Consider the following 23,114-nt stretch of genomic DNA (forward strand, 5'->3'; position numbering starts at 1 on the left):
TCCTCTTTTCATGTACTTACTTTGCCAGGGAATGTACATCATCCGATGCATTCCCCTCTTTTCATGTACTTACTTTGCCAGGGAATGTACATCTTCGGCTGCATTCTCCTCTTTTCATGAACTTAATTTGCCAGGGAATGTACATCTTCGGCTGCATTCTCCTCTTTTCATGAACTTAATTTGCCAGGGAATGTACATCTTCGGCTGCATTCTCCTCTTTTCATGAACTTAATTTGCCAGGGAATGTACATCTTCGGCTGCATTCTCCTCTTTTCATGTACTTACTTTGCCAGGGAATGTACATGATCTGCTACCTTTCCCTCTTTTCATGTATTTACATCGCCCTTGTTGATACATCATCTTGGGCCAACCTTTCTTTTCATGTACTTACTTTGCGCCTGCTCCATCCTAACTCTATAAAAAAGAAACCAGCCCCCACCGCTTCAAAGCAGTGAGGGCTGGTCTCCTATCTATACTACCCATTATGATGGAATGGACATTTTCCTTCTATTGGTTTTACATCATCACCAATAAAGTATTGCTTCCATTCACGATGCTCAGGGTCACCGTAATGACTTATGTTAGGATGCTTTGGAAGCTGATCCCATTTTTCTACGCGTTCTCTTACTTTTTCTCGTGACATGCTGCCACCTGGGGAGGTACCTTCTAGCCCTTCAAAAATGCGGCGTGGCTGGAATCCTAAGATCAAACTGTTTCCAAGATCTCTCGTTTTTCTCTGCTTATATGCTGGAGCGTTTCCAAAAACGAAGTAAGGTTCCTCTGCAAAGGAGAAAGCCCAGAGATGGTGGTCCGGATCGGTAGGATAATCCTCTGGCCAAGGCTTATCATCCTGGTTATGTAAAAATTGCAGGATGTTCCAAAAGTATTCACGATAATGTGGAATCGACTCTACTTCCTTTTCAGGCTCTACAAACAAAAAGAATCCATGCCTAATGAGCGGTTTATCTGGATCAAACAGGGCATTAAAATCTTTAAGTGTTTCCGGCAGGTGTGCCCAATCATCATGCGTAATGTACGAATATCGTAGCTCACCTTTCTTCTCTCCAGCCATTCCAAAATAGCAGGGGAATGTTTTATCTGTAACCACTTCATGGAATTTTTTATATTCTCGAATGACCCAATCTGGTACCTTCGTCGGATCTGTCATGTCTTTCTTTGTTAATAGTTTACCTTTCGTCCCACTAACTGCGGTTTCCATGCACTCACCTCATATGTTTTTCTATAAAGAAGAAAATACCCTATATTTAGATATTCTAAACATTGAAGCAATAGAACACAGTCAGCAGGTGAGGCGATAATTCTTAAGCAAATCGATAATAAATCAGCAAAAATGTTGCTAACACGAAGAGAAAATTAAGAAATACAAAAATTAGCTGGTTTATTTTACTTTTGTGAATTTTGATTGGCGGATCATAGAACGATACTCCTTCAATAATGAAAATGATCAGTATGAAATGAATCATTAAATGACCTATTATTTCTGTGACCCCAAATAGGAGGGTAGTCGAAAAGAAAATCAAGGTTAAAACAAAAGCTAAAACTCGGTTTAGAATTCCTACTATCAATAAATAACCTACTATGAATTCGATAAAAGCAGCTAATACCACAAAGGTTTCCGGTGCAAACCCGAATGTAGGGACACCATGCCTTTGAATGATATCGACACTCATTGCTGGATACACCCATTTTTCGGCAGCTACCCAACAAAGAGACAACCCTGTTCCTAGATATAAGAAAGGGAATCCCCAATTTTCTAATTTCGTTTTGCCTATTAATAGTACCGCAATAATGGCTAAGTAAAATCCATAATCAAGCATGTGGAATAAGCCAGATTCCATTAATTGATAAACGAACAATCCCAGTAAGACAATAGCTCCTGCCTTAGTTGCATAATGGATAGGAATCAACAGCAGAATGATACTTGCCCATAATGCCATTAAGACTCCTGTATTGCCTATTGCAAACTCGGGAGCAAAAATGGTACCAGACAAAGCTTGGACTATCAGAGCTATGGCCGTTCCGTATTTAAGTATATACCTAGAAGAAATTCGATATTGATCAAGATACGTATTTATCTTCTGCACAAAAGGAATCTTCTCGATAATTGGTTGCAATAGTAACGTTAATATCGCCAAGAATACTGCTGTGAAAAGGGCAAGACCCATAAATAGAGGGGTTAATATATTTTCAATCGTTTCTTTCTCAGGCGTGATTTCCGAAAACCACTTCACATGCGCTTCGGCAAAAATGGGAGTTAATATGATTAAAAAAAATAAGATAAGTATTGGAAAGCGTTTTCGTAAAAATAGTTGCATATTTACCTCCATTATTTAGATTTTTAGAAAATCGTTGCAACCTTCTTCCCTACTTTCCCTTATCTCCTTCCTCCTTATTCACTTTCTCTAAATAATAGCCTGCAAGCTCCCCGTACTCCCCCAATTCCTTTTTCCCTTTTTCACTTAAACAATAGGTTCCTCGTTTAATTCGATCGAACCAGTTATAGTAGTTTTTCGTTAAAATGGAGGAGGTTTTCGCTCCTGTTCCCAACTCAACTAATCTTTTCGGGGATAGCGGACCAAACTCGTGCAGATACGCTGCTATTTGAATGCAATTTTCCTTATAGGCTGTCATTATTTTTGTACGGTTGCTGCCTCCTATATTAGTATCAGTGCTTCGCCCGTTCATCTCTTTTAACAGTGCGTCCCGTTTTCGTTTTCCTTGACGGATGCTTTTGCTTCGATCAAACGGGGTGGGAGAAAAGACAACTTCTGCTTTGTCACGCTTGCCAGTTAAGGTAACAACAATTAACCCCAGCTCAAGCCTTCGAATTAAATGACAAAGATCTGTCCAGCGCTTGGACCTCAAACTGTAGGTGGGTCTCGGAATAGCGATGTATACCTGGTCTGTTAGTCGCTGCCGTTTGGTTGCCTGAATAAGCAGATGCACATTTAAGGTGAGTTTTAGCTCAATTACGACTACCTCTTCCTCCTTCACCATGGCAATATCGCAGTCGTTCACCTCTCCATACACCTCATAACCTTCTTTGACAAAGTGCTTTTGGATTGGCTTATACAAGTCCATTTCATAGATTTTTTTCTTTTCTTCCATCATTAACACCAACCATTACTTATTTCCCTTGCTCTCTTTAGATCATCAATATCTCTCTAATGTCCTCTTCCGTTAGTGCTGTAGAGGCTTTCCCATCATCCTGGATAATTTCTTCAATAAGGTGCTTCTTTTTTTCTTGAAGTTCATTCATTTTATCTTCAATGGTTCCTCTTGCCACAAGCTTAATCACCTGTACCACATTTGTTTGACCTATGCGATGGGCTCGGTCTGCTGCTTGTTCCTCTACTGCAGGATTCCACCAGATATCATAGAGAATGACCGTATCAGCCCCTGTCAGATTTAGTCCTGTTCCTCCTGCTTTTAAAGAAATGAGAAAATAATCCCGCTCTCCTTCATTAAATCGTTTGCAGGTTTCCACTCGCTCTTCTGATGGTGTTTGTCCGTCAAGGTAGAAAAATGGAACACCTTGATAAGATAGTTCATTTCCAATAAGTTTTAACATTTTCGTGAATTGGGAGAAAATTAACACCCTTCTTCCCGAAAGCTTGGATTCTTCAATTATCTGCAATAGCATGTCAAATTTGGCAGAGCTTCCTTTATAGCCATCCACAAACAAGGCTGGATGACAACAGATTTGCCGCAAACGGGTCAACCCTGCAAGAATTTTAATGCGGTTTTTTCGAATAGTATCTTTGTCAAGATGCTTCAGAGTGTCATGACGCAGCTTGGCCAAATAGGCCGCATAGAGCTTTTTCTGATCAGGAAGCAGCTCAACGGATTGCACCATCTCCAGTTTTTCAGGCAACTCTGCTAGAACATCCTCTTTTAAGCGGCGCAGCAAAAAGGGACGGATTCTTCGTGCAATCTTTTTTCTAGAAAGATGACTATATTCCTTCAAGCCCATAAACAACTCTGGGAATACTACATGAAAGATGGACCACAACTCTTCAATGGAATTCTCCACAGGTGTCCCTGTTAGGGCAAAACGATGGTCCGCCTTGATTCTTTTTACCGCCCGTGCAGTTTGTGTTACAGGATTTTTAAAAGCTTGCGCCTCATCGAAAAACACTGTATGGAAGTTATGCTTCTCAAACCAATTTAAATCGCTACGTAGCAATGGATACGATGTAATAATCACATCAATCTCTCCTAATTCCTTTTGCAACTTTGCTCTCGCTGCTTTTGTACCATCAATAATAATAGCTTGAATTTCAGGAGCGAACTTAATGATTTCACTTAGCCAGTTGTACGTTAAAGACGACGGGCAAACGATGAGAGCAGGCAGCTTTCTTTTTCGAATCTCAGGCAGTTCCGAAACTAAATATGTGATGCTCTGCAACGTTTTTCCAAGTCCCATATCATCGGCAAGAATCCCACCAAAGCCGTAGCTAGCAAGAGTCTTCATCCACTGATAGCCTCTTTTTTGATAATCCCGTAAAATGCTCTCCAAGCTGTTTGGGACCGTATACTGCATAGAAGAAGAATCGCTAAGATTGTCTAGAAATTGTCGAAAAGATTCTTCCATTGTGAAAGTACTTTGATCATTAACCGAATCTAGGAGCTTAAGCCCTTGAACAATCGGATAATCCAACTGGTGCTCGAAGTCCTCTTCTTGAACAGGCAATGCGTGTAAAAAACGTTGAATTTCTTCAAATTCCTTTGTCTGAAGCGATAATAACCCACCACTCGGCAAACGATAATATTTCCGTTTTTCTTCCAGTGCCATAATGACTTCTTTAATGTATTTTTCCGGGATGCCATCCATATCAAACTTAAACTCCAGCCAATTTGTCCGTTCCTTCTTTACCTTCACCCGTATCTTTGGACGTGTATTTTCACGAAATATCCGGTTTCTCACGGCGGTAGTCGCATATAACTGCACAAGTTTTTGAAGCTTAGGCACCGTATGATACAAAAATTCGTACTCTAGCTCTTCATTATGCAAATAGTAGCCTTCTTCCGTCGTGGCAAATTCACTATCTTCCATTAATTGTAGAATCGCTTCTTCCTTTGCTACATCGCGTACAAGCATGGGACCAGCTTTAATTTCCCGGTTTTCCAGTGGGTTAATTACTACATGGTCATAGTGAAATTCAATGCTTGCTAGAAGACGGTTTTTTACTCTGTCCAAATAAAGCTTGGCAATGAGTGGGGTTTTGTTAAACTTCTCATAAACAGATGCTGGGAGTTTGACTTCCCCTATTTTCCTTAACCCTGAGACCACCTTTTCGAGAAAGAATGGAAGTTGCTTAGGTTCAATCGGTATTTGATTGGTACCAGAGCCATCCAACATCCGTTTTAACTCTGAAAGACGCACGCAGTCGTCCTTTTTCACGGCAATAATCTTTCCATAATAAACAACCGAGTGATAATCCTTCATCACGATTAGCTGTTTAAAGCCAGTTACTGAAAGCAGATATTTTCCACCTGCTGTATCTGCTTCTGTTAGGTTGAAGAATAATGATAGTTTCTCTTTTGAAAGATGCAGGTCTTCATATACTTGTCCGCCATTCTCCAATTTTACTAATGGAGCCATAGTAAGAATCGGAAGCATTCTCTCCCATGTAGATGGTGGAAGGAGTAATGTCTCTTGTAATTTTGGCAGGTGTTCCAAATAGACCTTTTCATCATTAGTGACCCTGCTTAATTCCTGAAGCACCGCATCTGTTTCTTTTTGAAAACAATGCAGGCTAGGGTCAAAATGGTGTGTAGCCGTAAGCTGATATGGTGTACCTTTACTTACCCTCCACAGAAAATCCCTTATATTTTCAACTTCGTATGGACCAATGCTCATCCTTATACCAAACAGGTGCTGATCCTTACTTACTTTAACGGGTTTACAGATAAAGGTAGCATCAAGAACCTGTCTTTTTTCAAAATGAAGCTGACTGGCACTTGAATAGGTTGGTTTTTCATGAAAAAGCGTGAGCAACCCATTTGTCAATTCATCACCTGACGAAAGGTTAGGCACATTTCGTTGATGATTTTCAATTGCAAGGAGAACAGCGGCAATATGCTGGCAATCCTTTTTTACCGAAGCAAGCGTTGGACAGCTGCAAGTTGCTTGGAAATTCCCGTTCTCTGCTACCTCAACCGTAACATGAAAATCTTCCACACCCGCTACCGTAGCTTCACACCTCTCAGAGCTATAATGTTCTATTGTTACTTTTTGAGAACGATAAAAAGCTTCCCCTCTTTTGAAGGAGACAGTTCCGCACTTTTCTTTTATCGTTTTTTGAGTAATTTGTATGTTCAATGCCTTACTCCTTCTTAGAGGATATGCCATTTCCTTTACCATAATTGTATCACAAGGGGACAGGCGTTGAAGAACCTGGTGTCAAAAAGAGGCTAATGAAACATTCGCTAAAAATGTATTATTTCAGTTGCTTATTCACATACTTTTAATGATATTCCTAAGTATTCTTTGCTTGGCGATATCCTATTCTGACTATGAGGTGAGGACGAATGAGCTATAGAGATCAGTTAGATCAACAATCTCAAAAGTTTCACCATAATACGACAAGACGGAAACATGCAAGCTCCCAAGTTAATGGGCAATCGCAAATGTCACAGTCTGTTATTATAGCTCGTAGCGATGCAAAGGCACATAGGATGTTTTAGGAATATTGCTTAAGAAGAAAGAAGGTACTTGCTGCCTTCTTTCTTTTTGGTTGTTTTCGCATTGATTGTTGCTTATATGTATGAGGGGACCCCACGTTACAATCGTTGCTATCGTGCTCTTTTCCTTTTAAATTCAGAAATTACTCCTGAATTTGAGTGAATCGGACAGTTACGGACTTATCGCAAACAAACTTTACGAAAAGAGCCTCCTTTTTTCATAGCTGCATTTTATCCTTACAAATGAAGTATAAGACGAGATAGTGGGTATAGTTAATTATGTAGGCAAAATCAAAATCTTGGAGAGGAAGATTTTTTTTATGGCAGAAATGACGATTAAAGTAGAGGAAGCTGTGAAAGAGCAACCTATTAATTATTTGGAAAAAGTATTAATTCAACTGAACGGAATGGAAAGAGCTCTAGTCGACATTGAAACCGGCGAAGTGAAGATTGAGTATAATGAACACAAGGTCTCTAAAGAGCGGATCATGAAAAGCATCAAGGAGAATGGCTTCCGCCTGATTGATTAACTTTAAGAATTGGTAAATTAACACACATAAAATATAGCAGAAACGAGGATAGGCCTTTGTGGCTTTTATCCTCGTTTTACTATGCTCAGTATGTTATTCTATCCTTCGAGCACGATAGGAGCCTCTATATTTCTTTTGAGGAAAAAGGCAAGAATAGTTTAATTCCTCGTTTGCTGAAGGGCAATATTTTTAAATCCCCGACAAGGTGGGTGATATATCCAGCAAGAAGGGTATAGAAAACACCGTCAACCCCAAGAGCAATTTCCAGTTTTGCTGCAATAAATCCAAAGAAAATGACGCCAAGGATGGAATGGGTGTAACTGCGATGAGAAGTAAAAGAAGCAATTAAGATATAAATGCCAAAGAGAATCAACCATGTTTCCTCAAGCGAAAATCCACCAGCAGCAACACCTAGCCCCGTGATCGTCAGCATATGCTTTTGCTTAATAAACGAGGAGATGAGCATGATCGCTAATCCGAGTCCGATGCCCTGCCACCTTTCCGTTGCGTTGCCTTCGTAGAAACTATAGATAATCATCAGTACTCCGATCAACTGGGCCACCGACCTGGTAACCTTATGAGACAAAGTAATTTTGCCGCGCAACGTTCCATCAATATCTAGATCTGGTATCAGTCCAGAAACTCCTCCCAATCCTACTAAGATAAGCGTAGTGGTTGGAGTGGTATGGAAAGTGTTGGCGACAATAAAGCCTGATGCCGCCCCAATTGCTGCATGTGCTGTTCCATTCATGTTGGTATCCACCTTTAAAGTACAATTTTTCATCTTAATTTATTTTACTATAAAACATATGTTCTGGTTAGAGCAGAAATAAAAAATGCTACCTTAGTCCTAAAATATAGAAAAACCCTATCTAAAATAGATAAGGTAACTTTTGTTATATTTTTCGATACTTTTTTAAAGCTAGAACATTTAATAAGCTTATGGAAAAAGCGATAACTACTAGAATAAGTAGACTTATGGCGATTGCATCGATCCCCTGCCCCTTCATCATAATTGCTTGTAAAGCTTCCCCACCATAATAAAGCGGCATTAGCTTGGCGATAATTTGTAGCCAATCGGAAAGTGAACTGACTGGAAGAAGACCGGCGAAAAAAATTTGTGGAATCACAACAATAGGTATAAATTGCACCATTTGAAGTTCGGAATTTGCAAAGGTAGATAAAAGTAAACCGAGTGATAATGCGACAAAAGCGATTAGTATATTGGTTAAAAAAACGAGCCAAATATTGCCTGCAATCTGTATATCTAGAACGTAGATGCTATAGGTCACCACAATCAAGGTCTGTAAAATAGCAAAAACACCATAACCAAGCAGGTAGCCAAGCACAATCTCATAGCGTTGGATTGGGGTCGCAAGTAGACGATCCAGCGTTCCAGTTGTCCGTTCCCGTAAGAGAGAAATCCCTGAGATGAGGAAAACAAAGAAAAATACAAAGAAACCAATGAGAAACGGACTAATAGTATCAAAATAGGTTGTATTCTCTGTGCCGTGTACATACCGGTCTTCAAGTTCGATGAGGGTTGGAAGTTCTTCAGGAGAAAGCCCCCCTGTTGCCACTGTCTGTTCCAACACTTCCTGTACATCTTTCATAAAGCTTTGCTGCTGCAGCCCGTGAAGTTTTGCTTTAATTCCTGCTGTAGTAGAACTTGCGTCATAGGTAACAATCATCGTCGAATCGTTCCATTCGATGAATGCATCAAGGTCTTGTTCTCTGATTTTTTCAGAAATATCTCCCGGCTGCTCGTAATCTTTCAGGTTAAAACCTGCGTCTATCAACTGTTCCTCGTGCATCTCGGGCAAGGAGGTAACACCGAGAGTTGCTTCATTATCCGCATTGGTTTGAAAAAGAAAATAGACGAGCGTCAAAATAAACAAAGGAGCAAGCAACATCAAGGCAAGTGTGCGCCGATCACGAAATAATTGTTGCATTATCCGGCCAGCGATGGCAAATGTACCCATTATGATTCACGTCCCTTCTCTTGCAGAAAAATTGCTTCAATGGTATCTGTATTAAAGCGTTTCTTTAATTCCCTTGGCGATCCTGTAGCCAAAATCCCGCCTTCAAGCAATAGCACCAAACGGTCACACCGTTCTGCTTCATCCATAACATGTGTTGTGACAAGTATCGACTTTCCTTCTTCTTTTAAAGAAGTAAGCTCTTCCCATATTTCTTTTCGTAGACGGGGGTCAATCCCAACTGTTGGCTCATCTAGCACTAGAAACTCCGGGTTTTGCAGCAGTGCCATGGCAAGGGAAAGTCTCCGTTTCATTCCGCCAGAGAAATTCAGTACGCGTTTTTTCCTTTCTTCATGCAAATCAACAAGTTTCATCACTGTTTGGATCCGTTCTTTACGCTCCTTATTAGGAACATTGTAAAGCTTTGCGAAAAACATCATCTGTTGTTCGGCACTTAGCTCTAAATATAAGGAATCCGATTGCGCCATATAACCGATTTGACCAAGAATTTCCCGGTTGGGCATTAATCGATCATAGACCGTAACAGCACCAGAATCTACTTGCTCCATTCCGATAATCGTTTTGACAAGCGTTGTCTTTCCAGAACCGGAAGGACCAATAAGTCCGACTATTTCCCCTCTATCTATTTGAAAAGAAACATCCTGAAGTACAACAGTTTTCCCGTAACTTTTTGTAACTTGCTTTATGTGAATAACTCCCAATTTCATCCCTCTTTTCATTTGGCTCTGTTAATGTTGAGTTTTGATAATAACGCTATACCAGCGATGATCGGAGTAAAAGGCGGAGACTCCAACGGGCGATAGCGGTAGGCTGGAGACCCCGCAGGCACAGCCGAGTAGGCTCCAGCACAGCCCCGTGGAACGCGTAGCCTTTTGCGCAAATCAATAGCGGCGTTTAACACAGGCTTTCATTTATAGTGGATATTGAACACTCTGTTCATTATTATTATAAATAGAAGAAGAAATGTTCTACAATATGTAGTTTGGTACGTTCTGTTGAATAATAGACGAATGTAAGATTTATGTTCATTAAAGGTGGAATAAATATGACAGAAAAACAAGATTTGAGAGTAAAGAAAACCAAAAGGGCGATTCGTATGGCATTGCTGAAGTTGGTCAAAGAAAAAGATTTCCAAAAAATCAGTGTTCGGGATCTTTGTGCGTATGCAGAAATAAACCGTGGAACATTTTATCTTCATTATCAGGATAAGTATGATCTTTTGGAAAGTGTAGAACAGGAGTTGCTGGATAACTTACGCATAATTATGGGGGAAAGATTGGCGAAGAAGTTTGACAAACTTGTCGGTCAACCGGAGATTTTAATGTCATTTGCTACGGAGCTTTTCCACTACGTTGATGAGGAAGCGGAAGTTTTTAAGATGCTTCTGTTAGATTCGGTAAGTCCTTCTTTTCAAAACAAGCTAAAAACAGTGATTCGCGAAAATTTCCTGCGAGTTCAAAAGGAAGACTTTTCCCCAACCTCCCTGCCGATCCCTTTCGATTACATCATGGCTTATGTGACAAGCGCACATGTTGGTCTTTTGGAGCAATGGTTAGCGGAAGGAAGAAAGCATACGCCAGAAAAGATGGCAGAGGTGTTGGTAATGACAACCATGATGGGACCTGTGCGAGCCATGGGATTTAAGGGAGGACCACTTAATTAAGTCCCCCACCCAATGGTTTTAAGCTCAAGTAGTCTAGCGTCTCATTTATTTGCTGGAGATTATAGATTTCCCTCTCCAAGAAGAACTGGACGACAAGATCAAATGTATCGCTGTTCGACAAGGAGAAACCAGCCGCTCCAAGTAGCTCATCAACGTCCTCAGCCTTTAGCTCAAGGGCAAAAGCAAGCGACAGTACGGTTTGTTTTCTAGGTTTGTAGCTAGGATTAGTACGTATCTTGGAAAAATGCTTCCGATCCATCCCCGCTTTTTTATAAACATCCGCATCCTTCAGGCCCTTATCATCAATATAGCTAAACAAAAGCTCTTGCAAGGTAAGGGTCCGGTTTTTTTTAAGATAATCATCCAAGTCATATGGAATTTGTTCTTTCTCATATATTGGCTCTGCCATTTTAAAAGTAGATTCGTAGGTTTCTAGGAAAAGATGAGCTTGAATATACTCCTCTAGCTCCTCAAGTAGTTTCTTATCAAGCATTACCCCGCCTCCTGAAAATGTCGCTTATCAGGCGACCAAATAATGGATATATCACGCTATTATTATAGCATGATGAACCTTAGGAGGATGATGATTTATGAAAAAGAAATTAACAGAAATAATTTTTCTATTAGACAGAAGCGGATCAATGTGTGGGCTGGAACAGGATACGATTGGTGGGTTCAATGCTTTTATTTCAAAGCAGTGCAAGCTTGAGGGGGAAACCCGACTAACGACCGTACTTTTTGACGACACATACGAAGTGTTATGGAATGGTGTAGATGCCAACATGGTAAGGTTAACCGACAAGCAGTATTATGTGAGAGGAACAACTGCCCTCCTAGATGCAATAGGAAAAACCGTCTTAGATGTAGGTCACAGACTGGCAAACACTAGAGAAGACGAGCGTCTTGATCATGTAATATTCGTCATTACAACAGATGGGTTAGAAAATGCAAGCAGTGAATTCTCCTATAAAAAAGTCAAAGAGTTGATATCACACCAGCAGGAAAAATATAACTGGGAGTTCATTTTCATGGGCGCCAACATCGATGTGGCTAAGGAGGCAGATAGCTTAGGTATACATGTCGAGCATGCCTATAATTTTGAAGCAACAAATCAAGGTGTGGAGAAGATGTATGATATGGTTTGTGAGACGGTTTCGGAGAAAAGGTTGATGGAATAGAGTAATGTTGTGAACAACCTTTTAGCTCAGAGCCTATCAGCTCTGAGCTATTTTTAATTTGGAGTAGTTATCTTGTAGGCATCTATTATTTTTAATACCAAATAAAGTAAGATTCCTAGAATGGTAAAGACTCCCCCACCAAGTAGCACTTTTGTATAGGAAGTTGTTATGATAATTGTTTCATCACTGGCTTCCTTCACATACAGAACGGTCCACCAATCATGTGGAGAAGAGAAAAAGCTGGAACAGGAAAGCCAAATTAGAAAGCTTAGCCACGCAAAAACAAATACCCCTACTTTTTTATTCCATCTTCTCTCTATTCTATTCATTTAAGTTTCCACAATTCCGACTGTTCAAGCTGTCTCGCCATTTGTAAAAGCAGATCTTCCCTGCCTCTTGCCGCCATAAACTGCACCCCTACCGGCAAACCTTCCTCTGTAAGATGGAGCGGAACCGACATGGCTGGTTGACCTGTCAGATTAGCAAGTTGTGTAAATGGCACTCTTTTTAGACTATCCTTCACCAGCTGATCAACAATCCCCATTTTTTTTAGAAGTTTAGCGGAGCCGATTTTCCCTGTAACTTGAAGTGCTATTTTTTCCACAGACTTTAAATCATGTTCCCCTATTTTTGCTGGTGGAAAAGCTGTAGTGGGAGTGACATAGAAATCGTACGTTTCATGAAACCTTTCCATCTCATAGGCTGCAATGTCCCATTCTCGTAAACCTAAAACAAACTCCTGCGCAGTTGTCGCTTTTCCTAACAGACCAAGCAGCCAAGTGGTTGGCTCCACATCGCGAAATGCCGCTTTTCGACCTAACACTTGCTCCATACTTGCGAGACTCGCACTCACTTCTCCAAAGTACATCGTAAGATAGCTATTCGCAATTTTCTTACCGTCCACTGGTGCATCCACCTTTTCTATTTTGTAGCCAAGCGATTCAAGGTGCAGGACGGTTTTCATTACCGCTTCGACACATTCTGCGTGAACCTCTGTGCCAATTGGAGACTTTGTGGAAAACGCGATTTTCCGTTGTCTATCCAGAGGTTTATCCAAACTGATTAGATAGCTTTCATCATACGGTGGCGCAGAAAATGCACTCGCTTTTTCCGTTCCAGCAAGCTGATCCAATACTGCCGCACTGTCTCGAACCGAACGAGTTAATACATGCTCCGCCGAAGCCCCCTGCCAATAGCGTCCAAACTGTGGACCAACAGGGGTTCTCCCTCTTGTTGGCTTTAAGCCGAACAATCCACAATAGGCAGCAGGAATCCTGATTGACCCTCCTCCATCATTTGCTCCAGCAATTGGTACCATTCCAGCTGCAACAGCTGCACCTGACCCACCACTTGAGCCACCAGGTGTAAAATCAGGATTCCATGGATTCCGGCTAGGTCCATAATGGCTAGGCTCCGTTATTGCCATTAACGCCAATTCAGGCACATTGGTCTGTCCAAGAAAAAGAAAACCGCTTTGCCGTAAACGAATGACATACTCCGAATCTTCCTTCGATCTATAGTTAAGAAGCGCCTTGGAACCTGCTGTTAACGGTTCGCCTTTGATTTCTTGTGAGATATTTTTTAGCAGCATCGGAACACCTGCAAATGGTCCCTTCAGCTCCTGATTGGAAGCGTTTTTCGCTTGTTCGTACATCGTGTGGATAACTGCATTGAGTTCAGGATTTTTTGTCTCGATTCGAGATATAGCAAGTTCTACGAGTTCCCTCGGTGTAATTTGATTATTTTTAACTAGTTCTGCTAGAGCTAGCCCATCGTATTTTATATATTCTTCTAGTTTCATCGTGAATCACCTCAATAGATACTATTCTGCTGCTTGGATGAATACACCTGCTTTTGTGTGTGGAATTTGAAATAGACATGCACACCGTGGTGAGGTGGTGGATTCATTTATGCTCTTTGGGAGCATCGACACGACGGAATTAGCATGCCGGAGGGGCCATTCTCCCTCATTGAGACCACCGACCCGCCAAAAGGAGCATGCCGAGGGGTCCATTCCGGCCATTGAGACCATCGACCCTTCCAGAAGAGCATGCCGAGGGTTCTATTCCAACTCTTTGAGACCATCGCCCCCCTCAAAAAAGCAATCCGAGGGTGCCATTCCACCTCTTTGAGACCATCGACACTCCTAAATGAGCATGCCGAGGGTGCCATTCCGGCCATTGAGACCACCATTCTTCCCATATCAGCAATCCCACACCCCACACCACCCCAAACACCAAAGCCCACCCAAATTCATACACTACTATACAAACAAAACTTTCTTTTTCAGCTTTGCGTATTAAGTAATTTAGGAAAGGGGTTTTTTCACATGGAATTGGCAGCGGCTCATTGGATGTATTTGGCCGGTACATTGATAATAATTTTCACCATGCTGTTTCGGCAGAATGTGGTGGTTCCTGCAGTATTGGTTACCTTCTTGGTTGGCTGGATTTTTAGTGGATCCTTCGCATTTGGGTTACAGACGATTTTTAATGCCAGTTTAATTGCGGCTGGAGAGCTATTTAATATTTTTCTAATTATCGCGATAATGACGGCTCTTCTCCATTCTTTAAAGTCTCTAGGTGCAGATGAACAAATGATTACGCCGTTTCAAAGGGTGATGAAAAACGGGCATATTTCGTTTTGGGTGATTGTGTTTGTTACCTATTCCATCTCGTTGTTTTTCTGGCCGACACCGGCTGTACCTCTCGTTGGGGCTTTATTGATTCCGGTTGCTATCAGAGCAGGGTTGCCGCCTATTGGTGCTGCGGTTGCGATTTCCCTTGCAGGCCAAGGAATGGCGCTATCCTCTGATTACATTATTCAAATTGCTCCATCCTTAACAGCAATAGCAGCTGGAGTGGACATTGGAACGGTGGCGGACCGAGGATTAGTGCTGTCCATAATTACAGGGACGGTGGCAATTGTTCTAGCCTATCTTTCCATTCGCAAGCTTATTCTACAGCCTTCCACCAGTCATCTTGTTAAATGGAATAACGTAGAAAATCAATCGAATGTTTCCGAGGAAGCAGAAAAAACACAGCTCTCACAACGTAGCAAATATAGTCTCCTATTTGCCATTCTTGTACCAGGGACCTTTCTCACCATCATAATTTATATGATTCTTGCAAAGTTCTCCGATTTTCTTCCTTCTCTGGAGGGCGGCGCCGGAGCAGCGTTAATAGGGGGAGCATCTGTTATCCTTCTTATTGCCGCTTCGTTCTTTAAACAGGCTCGCACCTCTCTTACGAATGTTAGTGATCATCTTGTAAAAGGGTTTGTTTTTGCATTTAGAGCGATGGGACCTGTTATTCCGATTGCTGGTTTCTTCTTCATCGGCAGCGGGGAATTGGCAGCAAGAATATTTGGAACGAACGCAGAAGAAACGCCTTCCTTCCTATTTGATTTAATTTTGGCAGGTCAGTCCTATATTCCGGAAAGCTCATTTGTAGCAGGCTTTGGAATACTCTTGATTGGGATGATTACTGGGTTGGATGGCTCAGGCTTCTCCGGACTTCCACTAGTAGGGGCATTATCCGGTGCATTAGGGGAAAGTGTCGGTGTGGAGGCCGCAACACTTGGCGCCATTGGTCAAATGGGGTCGATCTGGGTTGGCGGTGGAACCCTTATTGCCTGGTCCTCACTTGTAGCGGTCGCCGGCTTTGCAAAAGTTCCCGTCATGGAGCTAGTGCGCCGAAGCTTTATACCGGTAATGGCTGGGTTAATAGTCTCCACCATTATAGGGTTATGGATATTCTAAATTTTAGAAAAAGGGGCCAGACCCTCACAGCGGTTTGGCTTCTCCTTTTTTAGTTTTTTACATATTTCTCCACCATGTATGAAACACTATACTAAGTGTAGCTATAGTTAGAAAGTGATACTTTGTTTTTCTAAGGTGGGATGGATAGATGCTGGTTACTCGCGTGACGGTGATGTTGTTTTTTCTAACTTACTTACTTGTAATTGGACTTGACTTTCTTCTTAAAAATCTCAATTTCCAGCATGTTTTGAGAGATCTGTTTGATACACAACACAATCCAGGAAATATTTATAGTTACTTAATGATAGCGGTTGCTCTTATCTATTCCTTTATTGCAGACTACAGGATCAAAAAAGGACACATATTTAAGAAAAGGACAAGCAAATGAAACCTACTTCAGAGAAAATTTCTCTTCAGCAGTTTATATTACTTATTGTGTTTTTTGAATTGGGAACTTCAATTGTTATCGGGATTGGGACAGAAGCCAAACAGGATGCATGGATTGCTGTTATCCCAGCTACAATAGCCGGTGTTATTCTTGTACTTATGTATTATAAAGCCTTTAAATTAGGTGATGGAAATTTATATGATTTATTTGCTCAGTGCTTTGGTAAATTCCTTTCGAAAATATTGATCTATACCTATGTGGTTTATTTTTTGTATGCAGCTAGTCGTGTTTTGCGCGATTTTAATGAGCTATTAGTTACCGTGGTTTTGCCAAATTCACCAATTGAATTTACTTCCTTTTTGTTCATGGGGGTTGTTATTTACGTCATTTACCTCGGATTAGAAGTGTTTTCAAGGACCGCAACTATCTTTGCACCATATATGATACTTTTTCTTTTAGCTATAACAGTTTTTCTATGGGTTAATGGAAATATCGATTTTTCTAACCTAAGACCTGTGTTAGCAGAAGGGATACAACCTGTGTATCAAGCCTTTTTCCCACAACTTCTTACCTTTCCCTTTGGAGAAATGGTTGTTTTCACGGTTATTTTTCCACATGTCAATAAACTCAAGAAGAGTAGCAAACCTCTTTGGATGGCGACAGCAGTCTCCGGCTTCATAATCATCCTCTACATAGTCATTAATATAGCTGTGTTGGGTCCGGAAGGATATGCTAGAACCACCTTCCCTTTATTAAGTTCCGCAAGAGAAATTAGCATAGCTGATTTCATAGAACGGCTTGACGCCTTGGTTGTTTTTATTGAGATGTTAGGGGTTTTTGTAAAGGTTTCGATTTATTTCTATTGCGTCTTAAAAGGACTTGAGGCAGTACATAAAGTTACCTATCGTTATTTTGCGTTTCCAGTCGGGATGCTTATAGCTACCTTCTCCATTATTATTGCCTATAGTTTTAACGAACATCTGATTGAGGGTCTAGATATAGTCCCTCTATACCTTCACATTCCTTTTCAATACCTGATACCTTCCTTGGTATTTGTTATCCTGCTAATCAAATCGAGGAAAGGAGGAAACTCAAATCATGAAAAGAAGAATTACGACACTTAAAGAATTGCTTGCTAAACAAAAAAAAGCAGAATCAAGTAAACCTAGTGAAGAATTTGTCAGTACAGAGAGCCTCGAGGAAAAATGCAGCACATTAGAGAAAATGATGAATCATTCCAGTGACGTGGTATTGGAGGACCTATTTATAGGCAACTTGCATGCAAAGCTCTGTTATCTCGAGTCGACTACTGAAATCAAGCTCATTATGGAACAAATACAGGACCCGATTATAAATATTGCACCTGGAGGTATTGAACAAGCAATCCTCTCTAATAGTAAAAAAGAACTTACTAGATTGTTTTCAAGCTCACAATTAGCTTTTTCAGAAAAATGGGAAGATGTTGGTCAAAAACTAGTTGCAGGCTACGCCGTTATAATAGTAGAGCAAATTTCAACATTTTGTTTTGTCCTTGTAAAAAGCACGCCAAGCAGAAGTATTACCGAGCCCACCACTCAAACGATCATTAGAGGACCAAAAGACGGATTTGTGGAAGATTTACCAACAAACCTAGGGATATTAAGAAGTAGAATTAAAAATCCAAACCTATGCTTTCAAGATTTTTTTATTGGCGAAGATACACAAACAAGAGTGACATTAGGGTTCATAAGTAATATTGTAAACGACAAAATCCTAAAGGAGGTTACCAAAAGAGTGGAGGAAATCAAAACCTATGCCATTTTTGAATCCTCCAACATCGAAGAGATGATTGCTGATAAAACTTTTACACCATTTCCTTTAGTCTATAATTCAGAGCGGCCGGATACCATCGCATCACACCTTGTTTCGGGGAAGGTGTGCATCTTTATAGATGGGACTCCATTTGTATTAACCGCTCCAGCAACCTTTCAAGACTTTTTTTCGATTTCAGAAGATTATTATCAACCATTTTTCATGGCAACGTTTTTACGTATCATCCGCTACTTTTCTTTTATAATTGCATTACTTCTTCCCTCCTTGTTTGTGGCAATTATAACGTATCATCATGAAATGATCCCAACCGCACTTATTGCCAGCATTATCTCTCAAAGGGAAGGAATACCCTTTCCGGCAGTAATCGAGGCTTTTATTATGGAAATCACCTTTGAGATCCTACGTGAAGCCGGTATCCGAATGCCAAGAGCCGTAGGACAGACTGTCTCCATTGTTGGGGGGCTTGTAATTGGTCAAGCTGCAGTTGAAGCAGGTGTGGTATCAAGCTTCATGGTAATTATTGTAGCGTTAACGGCAATAGCAAGCTTTGTTTCACCTGTTTACAACCTGGCGATATCTACAAGATTATTGAGATTTTTATTTTTGATCCTTGGTGGTTCATTGGGGTTTTATGGAATCATGCTCGGTCTTATCTTTATGATAGGACATATAAACAGCTTGCGTTCCTTCGGAGTACCCTATCTTACTCCTGTTTCTCCTTTTAAACTAACAGATCAAGAAGATGTCTTTTTTAGACTGCCTTATTACATGATGAAACAAAGACCAAGTTACCTTAAGACAAAGCAACCAAAGAAACAGTTTGCCGACAATTCACCAACGCCCCCTAAAGCAAAGGATGACTAGACCATGAAAACTATTAAAATTTTACACATCTTTATCCTTCTCGCTTTTCTGACCGCGTGTTGGGATTTACATGAGGTTAATGAGGTTTCTATTATTTCTGGCCTGGCAATTGATAAAGGGAAGGATGCTAAATTTAGGCTAACCGTAGAACTACTCAATGCTAGTGAAATGGGAACAGATAAAGCTTCAGGAAACACAGCAAGCATTGTACTAGGAGTAGAGGGACAATCTATCGGAGAATTGACTCATAAAATCAATCAGGCTATCTCAAGAAAGCCAATCTATTCTCATATGAAGACCGTAATCATCAGTGAGGAATTAGCACGCGAGGGGGTAGTAGAACTATTCGATCTGATGGACCGGCACAGGGAAATAAGAAATGACTTTAACATTCTTATAGTAGAAGCTCCCCACATGGCAGCGGATGTATTGAACATTACGTATCCTTTACAAAAGGTAGCCACTCAGAAGATCAATACTCAAGCAGATACATTTTATGAAGAATGGGGGGGATATTCTAGAGTAAGGTTAAAGGATTTAGTGGATGCATTTAGTACAGATGGAAGAGAGCCTACAACTGCAATGATTGGAATTGTAGGCGCATCTCAAAAAGGGGCCTCTGTTGAAAACCTCCAAAAAACAGAGCCCGATGCTTATATAGAATTCACTGGAAACAGCATCTTCAAAGATAATAAAATGATTGGCCAAATACCATTGATAGGAAGTAGGAGCTATCTTATTACACAAGATAATTTAGAGCGAACATCCATCTCCATTGAATGCGAAGAAAACAAAACGGTTGATATACGTCTTCAAAGCATTAAATCAAATACTTCTGTAAAAATGAAGGCCGGTGTTCCCCATATTCAGATTACCATTGGAGGAGAAGGAATCTTAGAAGGTACACAATGCTCAGATCCCATTTCCAGCTTTAAGGTTACAGATGAGTATGAAAAAAAATCTGGCGAACTACTGGAAGAAGAGGTTCGCAGCACGATCAACCTCGCTCAAAAAGAATTCCAAAGTGATATTTTCGGATTTGGCGAAATTCTTTACCGAAGTGAACCAAAAAAATTCAAGAAAGTAAAAGACAACTGGAATGAAACCTTTGCCAAAGCAACAGTCGAAGTTAATGCCACAATCAAGATTAGACGTAGTGGATTAAGAATTGACTCTTATTTGGATTAGGGGGTCGGGGGGACTTCCCTTCTTTTCCCCCTCCCCGATTCCTTCAACACTTTTTCAGATAGTTCATAACCTCTTTATAAAAATCCCTTAATGAAAGTAAATCCCACCCTAAGTTTTTCTAAATCTATTGTACTATACATCCCATAATTAGTAATATGAGTACAATAGAACAATAAAGTTTTCTCCCTGCACATCCAAATTACAGTTTGCAGCGTAAGGAAAGTAGATACTTTTCTTCTTTAATGACACAATTGGATGGTATAAAATAATCACATATAAAAGGAGAAAATCGATGCAGAATAAGGACTCTCTTCTATACGAGCGGATAAGGAGCAAGGATAAAGAAGCTCTAGAGGAATTGTACGATAGATATGAGAAAGTTTTATATTCCTTTTTAATAAAAGTCACTGGCGACGAAGAGATTGCTGAAGAAGCGATTCAAGATGTGTTTATGAAACTTTGGCAAGGTAGCACCGGGAGCTATGACTCCACAAAAGGGAAGTTCTCGTCTTGGTTGTTCACTGTAGCACGTAACAAAGCGTTGGATATTATCCGAAAGAAAGCTAGAGCCAAGAGCATCTCTATTGACGAGGTAGAGCCTTTCCTTTCATCCGATGACTCGCCAGAACAACAAACAGAGTGGAAAGAAGAACAAGAAAAAATCAGAAAAGCAGTTTCTACCCTCTCAGATGAACAGAAAAAGATGGTGCATTATATGTATTTTAAAGGTTATACCCAGCAAAAGATCGCAGAATTAACCGGCACACCGCTCGGTACGGTGAAAGGACGACTGCGATTGGCATTAAAGAAACTGAAACGAACATTAATCGAGGAAAGGAGGGGGAGTATATGAGCCACCAGTGTGAGAATCTCCTAGATTATTTTAACGGGCACTTATCAAAAGCAGATAAAGAGCAATTCGAAAAGCATCTAGCTGAATGTCCGGAGTGTCAGGAAGAATTACAAGAGCTTCAGGAGATATTAGGGGATACTGCCCTCCTATCTGAACAGGTTTCTCCCCCACCTGAAATGAAGGAAAGAATATTAGCGAATGTATTTGCTGAAGAAACGGTAAAGGCGGAACCAACACCTATTCCAGTCCATTCCACCGGTAAAAAGGCGTCAATATCCAAACCATGGCTTACAAGCTTTTTAGCCGCCTCACTTTTACTTTCGGTGCTAGGAAACGGCTATCTCCTATTAAATGAGAATAGGTCTGGAACAGAGGAATGGAAGCAACCTGATAATGTCGTTAAATTAGAACCATCAGACACCGCTGGAATCGGATTTGCGACCCTTTTCCAACAAGAGCAAACACTTTCTGTCATGATTCAAACACAAGAGCTTCCCGCACTTACTGGATCAGAAGTATACCAAGTATGGTTATTAAAAGATGGTACACCAATACCAGCAGGAAGCTTTACAGTAGACAATCAAGGAAAAGGCTATGTGCTTCACCGTATCGACGAGGCAGAAAGCCAGGAATGGGATACAATTGCCATCACCCTTGAGCCTCACGAAGGCAATGACTTGCCAGAAGGAAACATTCATCTTTCGGCTGGTTTATAAAGATAGGGCTCACTAAAAAACGATCTTTCCTATAAGCAGAGCGATTCGCTTTTGAATCGGCTCTGTTTTTTTTATTACAATGTTCTAGCATCTCTTCCTATAAATCAATCCCAAACTCAAGATGAATACTCAACATTTGATACCCTAGTGACTTATATAGAGCAATCGCACTTTCATTATCTCCGTAAACACTAAGAGTCGCTTCCTTCATGCCTTTGTTTTTTAGAAAATGCAATGCCTCAGTGATGACCGCTCTAGCAATTCCTTTTCTTCTCCAATCTGGAAGAACAAATATATTTTCGGTAGCACTTCTTTCCTCCCCAAGCCCCCAAGTCATGACGCTGCCGACAACCTCATCCCCTTTAAAAGCTGTGAAGGTATCCCATGCCGAACCACTCTTCATCCACTTTAGACGATTTAAACTCCAACTAATCCCATCCAAGGCAGCTTCAGCCTCCGCTCTCAGATATTTTTCCTGTTCAGCTTGAGTCTCCATTTTCCAATGAACCACTAGAATACCCTCTATCAGAGGCACATTTGGAATCTCCTCTGTTAAGTCCCGTTTCATAATAAAATGCGTTCGGCGTGCAGTAAAGCCTCTTGCTAGAAAATAGTCAACCTCCTCTAATTCATCAGCAGGAATAATGTAACTGACTCGAATATTTTTATCAGGAAAAAGGTCACTTATTTCACGTGCCCTTGCTAGCAAAGAGTTCAATAGTTCGTCCTGCAATTCTGATGGGCAGGGGACATGATGATTCCAGTACATATCAAGATTTAGTTTGTAGATAAAATTTGATTGTTTTAGAGGTTGATCCCTGGTAGTCCACGGTTGGTCCGGCTCCAGATGTCCCACCCCGACTATAGTATCTTCTGAATCAACTGCGCAAAATATGTTGGCAGGTTCATAATCTTTGTTATATCGGTAGGCAAGCATCGCCAAAAAATTAAATTCCGCTATTTTATCTGCATCCTGATCAAGGTAATTTCTTATCTTGTAATAACCATTCATGAAGGGGACTCCTTCCTTGCTCGTTTTATATAGATACTAACATAATAAACCTATTTGAATGTAGAATGGGAGGCTTTTGGAATAGTGGAGGCAGAGTTGTTAGCCAGTCTCCACGGTTATGGTTAATAAGGAGAGTAAAGTAACTGTCAGCAATGCACTAAACTAAGAAACAGGCAGGTTATTCGGTGATTTTTGAGTTGCGGACTAGGTTTCAACGGGGTGACGCTCGACGGGGAGTCAAATCACGGTGGTCGTGCTATAGCGAGATGCACGAAAATTCAGGTTCCGCACCACTTCTCATGATTTACGCACGGAACTAGCTTTTTTCGCTTCACTTCTCGTGATTTGCGCACGGAACTAGCTTTTTTCGTACCACTTCTCAACATTTGCGCACGAAACCAGCTCTTACCCACCACCCCTGCCCCCCTCATAAACAGCCCCC

At 40.8% G+C, this 23,114-nt stretch carries 21 protein-coding genes; 10 read left to right on the forward strand and 11 right to left on the reverse strand.

Features of this window, described 5'->3' with window-relative positions; translation table 11 throughout:
* Window positions 1-475 precede the first annotated feature (475 nt).
* The 4 genes from K9B36_RS08375 to K9B36_RS08390 all read right to left on the reverse strand — a co-directional run bounded on the left by K9B36_RS08375 (window position 476) and on the right by K9B36_RS08390 (window position 6,346).
* Window positions 476-1,219, reverse strand: a complete 744-nt coding sequence (locus tag K9B36_RS08375) for a YqcI/YcgG family protein (protein WP_223701593.1) — start codon at window positions 1,217-1,219, stop codon at window positions 476-478.
* Between the two features lie 103 nt (window positions 1,220-1,322).
* Window positions 1,323-2,336, reverse strand: a complete 1,014-nt coding sequence (locus K9B36_RS08380) for a DoxX family membrane protein (RefSeq protein WP_223701594.1) — start codon at window positions 2,334-2,336, stop codon at window positions 1,323-1,325.
* 49 nt (window positions 2,337-2,385) lie between these two features.
* Window positions 2,386-3,132, reverse strand: a complete 747-nt coding sequence (locus tag K9B36_RS08385) for a DUF2161 family putative PD-(D/E)XK-type phosphodiesterase (RefSeq protein ID WP_317889867.1) — start codon at window positions 3,130-3,132, stop codon at window positions 2,386-2,388.
* A gap of 34 nt (window positions 3,133-3,166) precedes the next feature.
* Window positions 3,167-6,346, reverse strand: coding sequence for a DEAD/DEAH box helicase (locus K9B36_RS08390; protein WP_223701595.1), 3,180 nt, complete (start codon window positions 6,344-6,346; stop codon window positions 3,167-3,169).
* Between the two features lie 209 nt (window positions 6,347-6,555).
* On the opposite strand from K9B36_RS08390, the gene K9B36_RS08395 reads away from it, so the two are divergent.
* Window positions 6,556-6,711, forward strand: coding sequence for a YpzG family protein (locus K9B36_RS08395; protein WP_223701596.1), 156 nt, complete (start codon window positions 6,556-6,558; stop codon window positions 6,709-6,711).
* 317 nt (window positions 6,712-7,028) lie between these two features.
* Entirely contained in the window at window positions 7,029-7,238 is a 210-nt protein-coding gene (locus K9B36_RS08400; RefSeq protein WP_223701597.1) for a heavy-metal-associated domain-containing protein, read from the forward strand.
* 124 nt (window positions 7,239-7,362) lie between these two features.
* On the opposite strand, the gene K9B36_RS08405 is transcribed toward K9B36_RS08400, so the two are convergent.
* From K9B36_RS08405 to K9B36_RS08415, 3 genes are all read right to left on the reverse strand, one after another.
* Window positions 7,363-7,989 carry a metal-dependent hydrolase gene (locus tag K9B36_RS08405; RefSeq protein ID WP_223701598.1) on the reverse strand — a complete coding sequence of 209 codons (627 nt, stop codon included), beginning with the start codon at window positions 7,987-7,989 and terminating at the stop codon, window positions 7,363-7,365.
* A 145-nt stretch (window positions 7,990-8,134) separates the two neighbouring features.
* Window positions 8,135-9,220, reverse strand: coding sequence for an ABC transporter permease (locus K9B36_RS08410; protein ID WP_223701599.1), 1,086 nt, complete (start codon window positions 9,218-9,220; stop codon window positions 8,135-8,137).
* Window positions 9,220-9,939, reverse strand: a complete 720-nt coding sequence (locus K9B36_RS08415; RefSeq protein WP_399201599.1) for an ABC transporter ATP-binding protein — start codon at window positions 9,937-9,939, stop codon at window positions 9,220-9,222. Before K9B36_RS08415 ends, K9B36_RS08410 begins: the two co-directional genes overlap by 1 nt.
* A gap of 344 nt (window positions 9,940-10,283) precedes the next feature.
* Here K9B36_RS08415 and K9B36_RS08420 point away from each other — a divergent pair, with 344 nt between their 5' ends.
* Window positions 10,284-10,901, forward strand: a complete 618-nt coding sequence (locus K9B36_RS08420) for a TetR/AcrR family transcriptional regulator (protein WP_223701601.1) — start codon at window positions 10,284-10,286, stop codon at window positions 10,899-10,901.
* On the opposite strand, the gene K9B36_RS08425 is transcribed toward K9B36_RS08420, so the two are convergent.
* The gene (locus K9B36_RS08425; protein ID WP_223701602.1) at window positions 10,894-11,394 is read right to left on the reverse strand and encodes a hypothetical protein; all 501 of its coding nucleotides are present in this window, start codon (window positions 11,392-11,394) and stop codon (window positions 10,894-10,896) included. The two genes, K9B36_RS08420 and K9B36_RS08425, sit on opposite strands and share 8 nt — an antisense overlap.
* Window positions 11,395-11,491: 97 nt before the next feature.
* On the opposite strand from K9B36_RS08425, the gene K9B36_RS08430 reads away from it, so the two are divergent.
* Window positions 11,492-12,079: a vWA domain-containing protein gene (locus K9B36_RS08430; RefSeq protein ID WP_223701603.1), complete on the forward strand. Its 588-nt coding sequence runs from the start codon at window positions 11,492-11,494 to the stop codon at window positions 12,077-12,079.
* Between the two features lie 53 nt (window positions 12,080-12,132).
* Here the strand turns inward: K9B36_RS08430 and K9B36_RS08435 are convergent, their stop codons facing one another.
* Both K9B36_RS08435 and K9B36_RS08440 read right to left on the reverse strand, forming a co-directional pair.
* Window positions 12,133-12,408 (reverse strand): hypothetical protein, encoded by a 276-nt coding sequence (locus tag K9B36_RS08435; RefSeq protein ID WP_223701604.1) that lies wholly within the window; start codon window positions 12,406-12,408, stop codon window positions 12,133-12,135.
* Window positions 12,405-13,880 (reverse strand): amidase, encoded by a 1,476-nt coding sequence (locus K9B36_RS08440; RefSeq protein WP_223701605.1) that lies wholly within the window; start codon window positions 13,878-13,880, stop codon window positions 12,405-12,407. Before K9B36_RS08440 ends, K9B36_RS08435 begins: the two co-directional genes overlap by 4 nt.
* Window positions 13,881-14,408: 528 nt before the next feature.
* Here K9B36_RS08440 and K9B36_RS08445 point away from each other — a divergent pair.
* The 6 genes from K9B36_RS08445 (at window position 14,409) to K9B36_RS08470 (ending at window position 21,660) form a co-directional block, all read left to right on the forward strand.
* Entirely contained in the window at window positions 14,409-15,839 is a 1,431-nt protein-coding gene (locus K9B36_RS08445; protein WP_223701606.1) for a hypothetical protein, read from the forward strand.
* Between the two features lie 384 nt (window positions 15,840-16,223).
* Complete coding sequence (locus K9B36_RS08450) at window positions 16,224-17,351, forward strand: GerAB/ArcD/ProY family transporter (RefSeq protein ID WP_223701607.1); 1,128 nt, start codon at window positions 16,224-16,226, stop codon at window positions 17,349-17,351.
* Window positions 17,326-18,903, forward strand: coding sequence for a spore germination protein (locus K9B36_RS08455; protein WP_223701608.1), 1,578 nt, complete (start codon window positions 17,326-17,328; stop codon window positions 18,901-18,903). The genes K9B36_RS08450 and K9B36_RS08455 overlap by 26 nt, the downstream gene beginning before the upstream one ends.
* A 3-nt stretch (window positions 18,904-18,906) precedes the next feature.
* On the forward strand, window positions 18,907-20,091 hold the full coding sequence (locus K9B36_RS08460; protein ID WP_223701609.1) for a Ger(x)C family spore germination protein: 1,185 nt from the start codon (window positions 18,907-18,909) through the stop codon (window positions 20,089-20,091).
* A gap of 292 nt (window positions 20,092-20,383) precedes the next feature.
* Window positions 20,384-20,944 carry an RNA polymerase sigma factor gene (locus K9B36_RS08465; protein ID WP_223701610.1) on the forward strand — a complete coding sequence of 187 codons (561 nt, stop codon included), beginning with the start codon at window positions 20,384-20,386 and terminating at the stop codon, window positions 20,942-20,944.
* Window positions 20,941-21,660: an anti-sigma factor gene (locus K9B36_RS08470; protein WP_223701611.1), complete on the forward strand. Its 720-nt coding sequence runs from the start codon at window positions 20,941-20,943 to the stop codon at window positions 21,658-21,660. Before K9B36_RS08465 ends, K9B36_RS08470 begins: the two co-directional genes overlap by 4 nt.
* Before the next feature lie 97 nt (window positions 21,661-21,757).
* On the opposite strand, the gene K9B36_RS08475 is transcribed toward K9B36_RS08470, so the two are convergent.
* Window positions 21,758-22,672: a GNAT family N-acetyltransferase gene (locus K9B36_RS08475; protein WP_223701612.1), complete on the reverse strand. Its 915-nt coding sequence runs from the start codon at window positions 22,670-22,672 to the stop codon at window positions 21,758-21,760.
* Window positions 22,673-23,114: the final 442 nt, after the last annotated feature.

The organism is Sutcliffiella deserti (genome assembly GCF_020037475.1).
Classification (GTDB): domain Bacteria; phylum Bacillota; class Bacilli; order Bacillales; family Bacillaceae_I; genus Sutcliffiella_A; species Sutcliffiella_A deserti.

Coding starts and splice junctions, on each gene's coding strand:
- K9B36_RS08375 (WP_223701593.1), bottom strand. CDS start 1,219: ATGGAAACCGCAGTTAGTGGGACGAAAGGTAAACTATTAACAAAGAAA.
- K9B36_RS08380 (WP_223701594.1), bottom strand. CDS start 2,336: ATGCAACTATTTTTACGAAAACGCTTTCCAATACTTATCTTATTTTTT.
- K9B36_RS08385 (WP_317889867.1), bottom strand. CDS start 3,132: ATGATGGAAGAAAAGAAAAAAATCTATGAAATGGACTTGTATAAGCCA.
- K9B36_RS08395 (WP_223701596.1), top strand. CDS start 6,556: ATGAGCTATAGAGATCAGTTAGATCAACAATCTCAAAAGTTTCACCAT.
- K9B36_RS08400 (WP_223701597.1), top strand. CDS start 7,029: ATGGCAGAAATGACGATTAAAGTAGAGGAAGCTGTGAAAGAGCAACCT.
- K9B36_RS08405 (WP_223701598.1), bottom strand. CDS start 7,989: ATGAATGGAACAGCACATGCAGCAATTGGGGCGGCATCAGGCTTTATT.
- K9B36_RS08410 (WP_223701599.1), bottom strand. CDS start 9,220: ATGGGTACATTTGCCATCGCTGGCCGGATAATGCAACAATTATTTCGT.
- K9B36_RS08420 (WP_223701601.1), top strand. CDS start 10,284: ATGACAGAAAAACAAGATTTGAGAGTAAAGAAAACCAAAAGGGCGATT.
- K9B36_RS08425 (WP_223701602.1), bottom strand. CDS start 11,394: ATGCTTGATAAGAAACTACTTGAGGAGCTAGAGGAGTATATTCAAGCT.
- K9B36_RS08430 (WP_223701603.1), top strand. CDS start 11,492: ATGAAAAAGAAATTAACAGAAATAATTTTTCTATTAGACAGAAGCGGA.
- K9B36_RS08435 (WP_223701604.1), bottom strand. CDS start 12,408: ATGAATAGAATAGAGAGAAGATGGAATAAAAAAGTAGGGGTATTTGTT.
- K9B36_RS08440 (WP_223701605.1), bottom strand. CDS start 13,880: ATGAAACTAGAAGAATATATAAAATACGATGGGCTAGCTCTAGCAGAA.
- K9B36_RS08445 (WP_223701606.1), top strand. CDS start 14,409: ATGGAATTGGCAGCGGCTCATTGGATGTATTTGGCCGGTACATTGATA.
- K9B36_RS08450 (WP_223701607.1), top strand. CDS start 16,224: ATGAAACCTACTTCAGAGAAAATTTCTCTTCAGCAGTTTATATTACTT.
- K9B36_RS08455 (WP_223701608.1), top strand. CDS start 17,326: ATGAAAAGAAGAATTACGACACTTAAAGAATTGCTTGCTAAACAAAAA.
- K9B36_RS08460 (WP_223701609.1), top strand. CDS start 18,907: ATGAAAACTATTAAAATTTTACACATCTTTATCCTTCTCGCTTTTCTG.
- K9B36_RS08465 (WP_223701610.1), top strand. CDS start 20,384: ATGCAGAATAAGGACTCTCTTCTATACGAGCGGATAAGGAGCAAGGAT.
- K9B36_RS08470 (WP_223701611.1), top strand. CDS start 20,941: ATGAGCCACCAGTGTGAGAATCTCCTAGATTATTTTAACGGGCACTTA.
- K9B36_RS08475 (WP_223701612.1), bottom strand. CDS start 22,672: ATGAATGGTTATTACAAGATAAGAAATTACCTTGATCAGGATGCAGAT.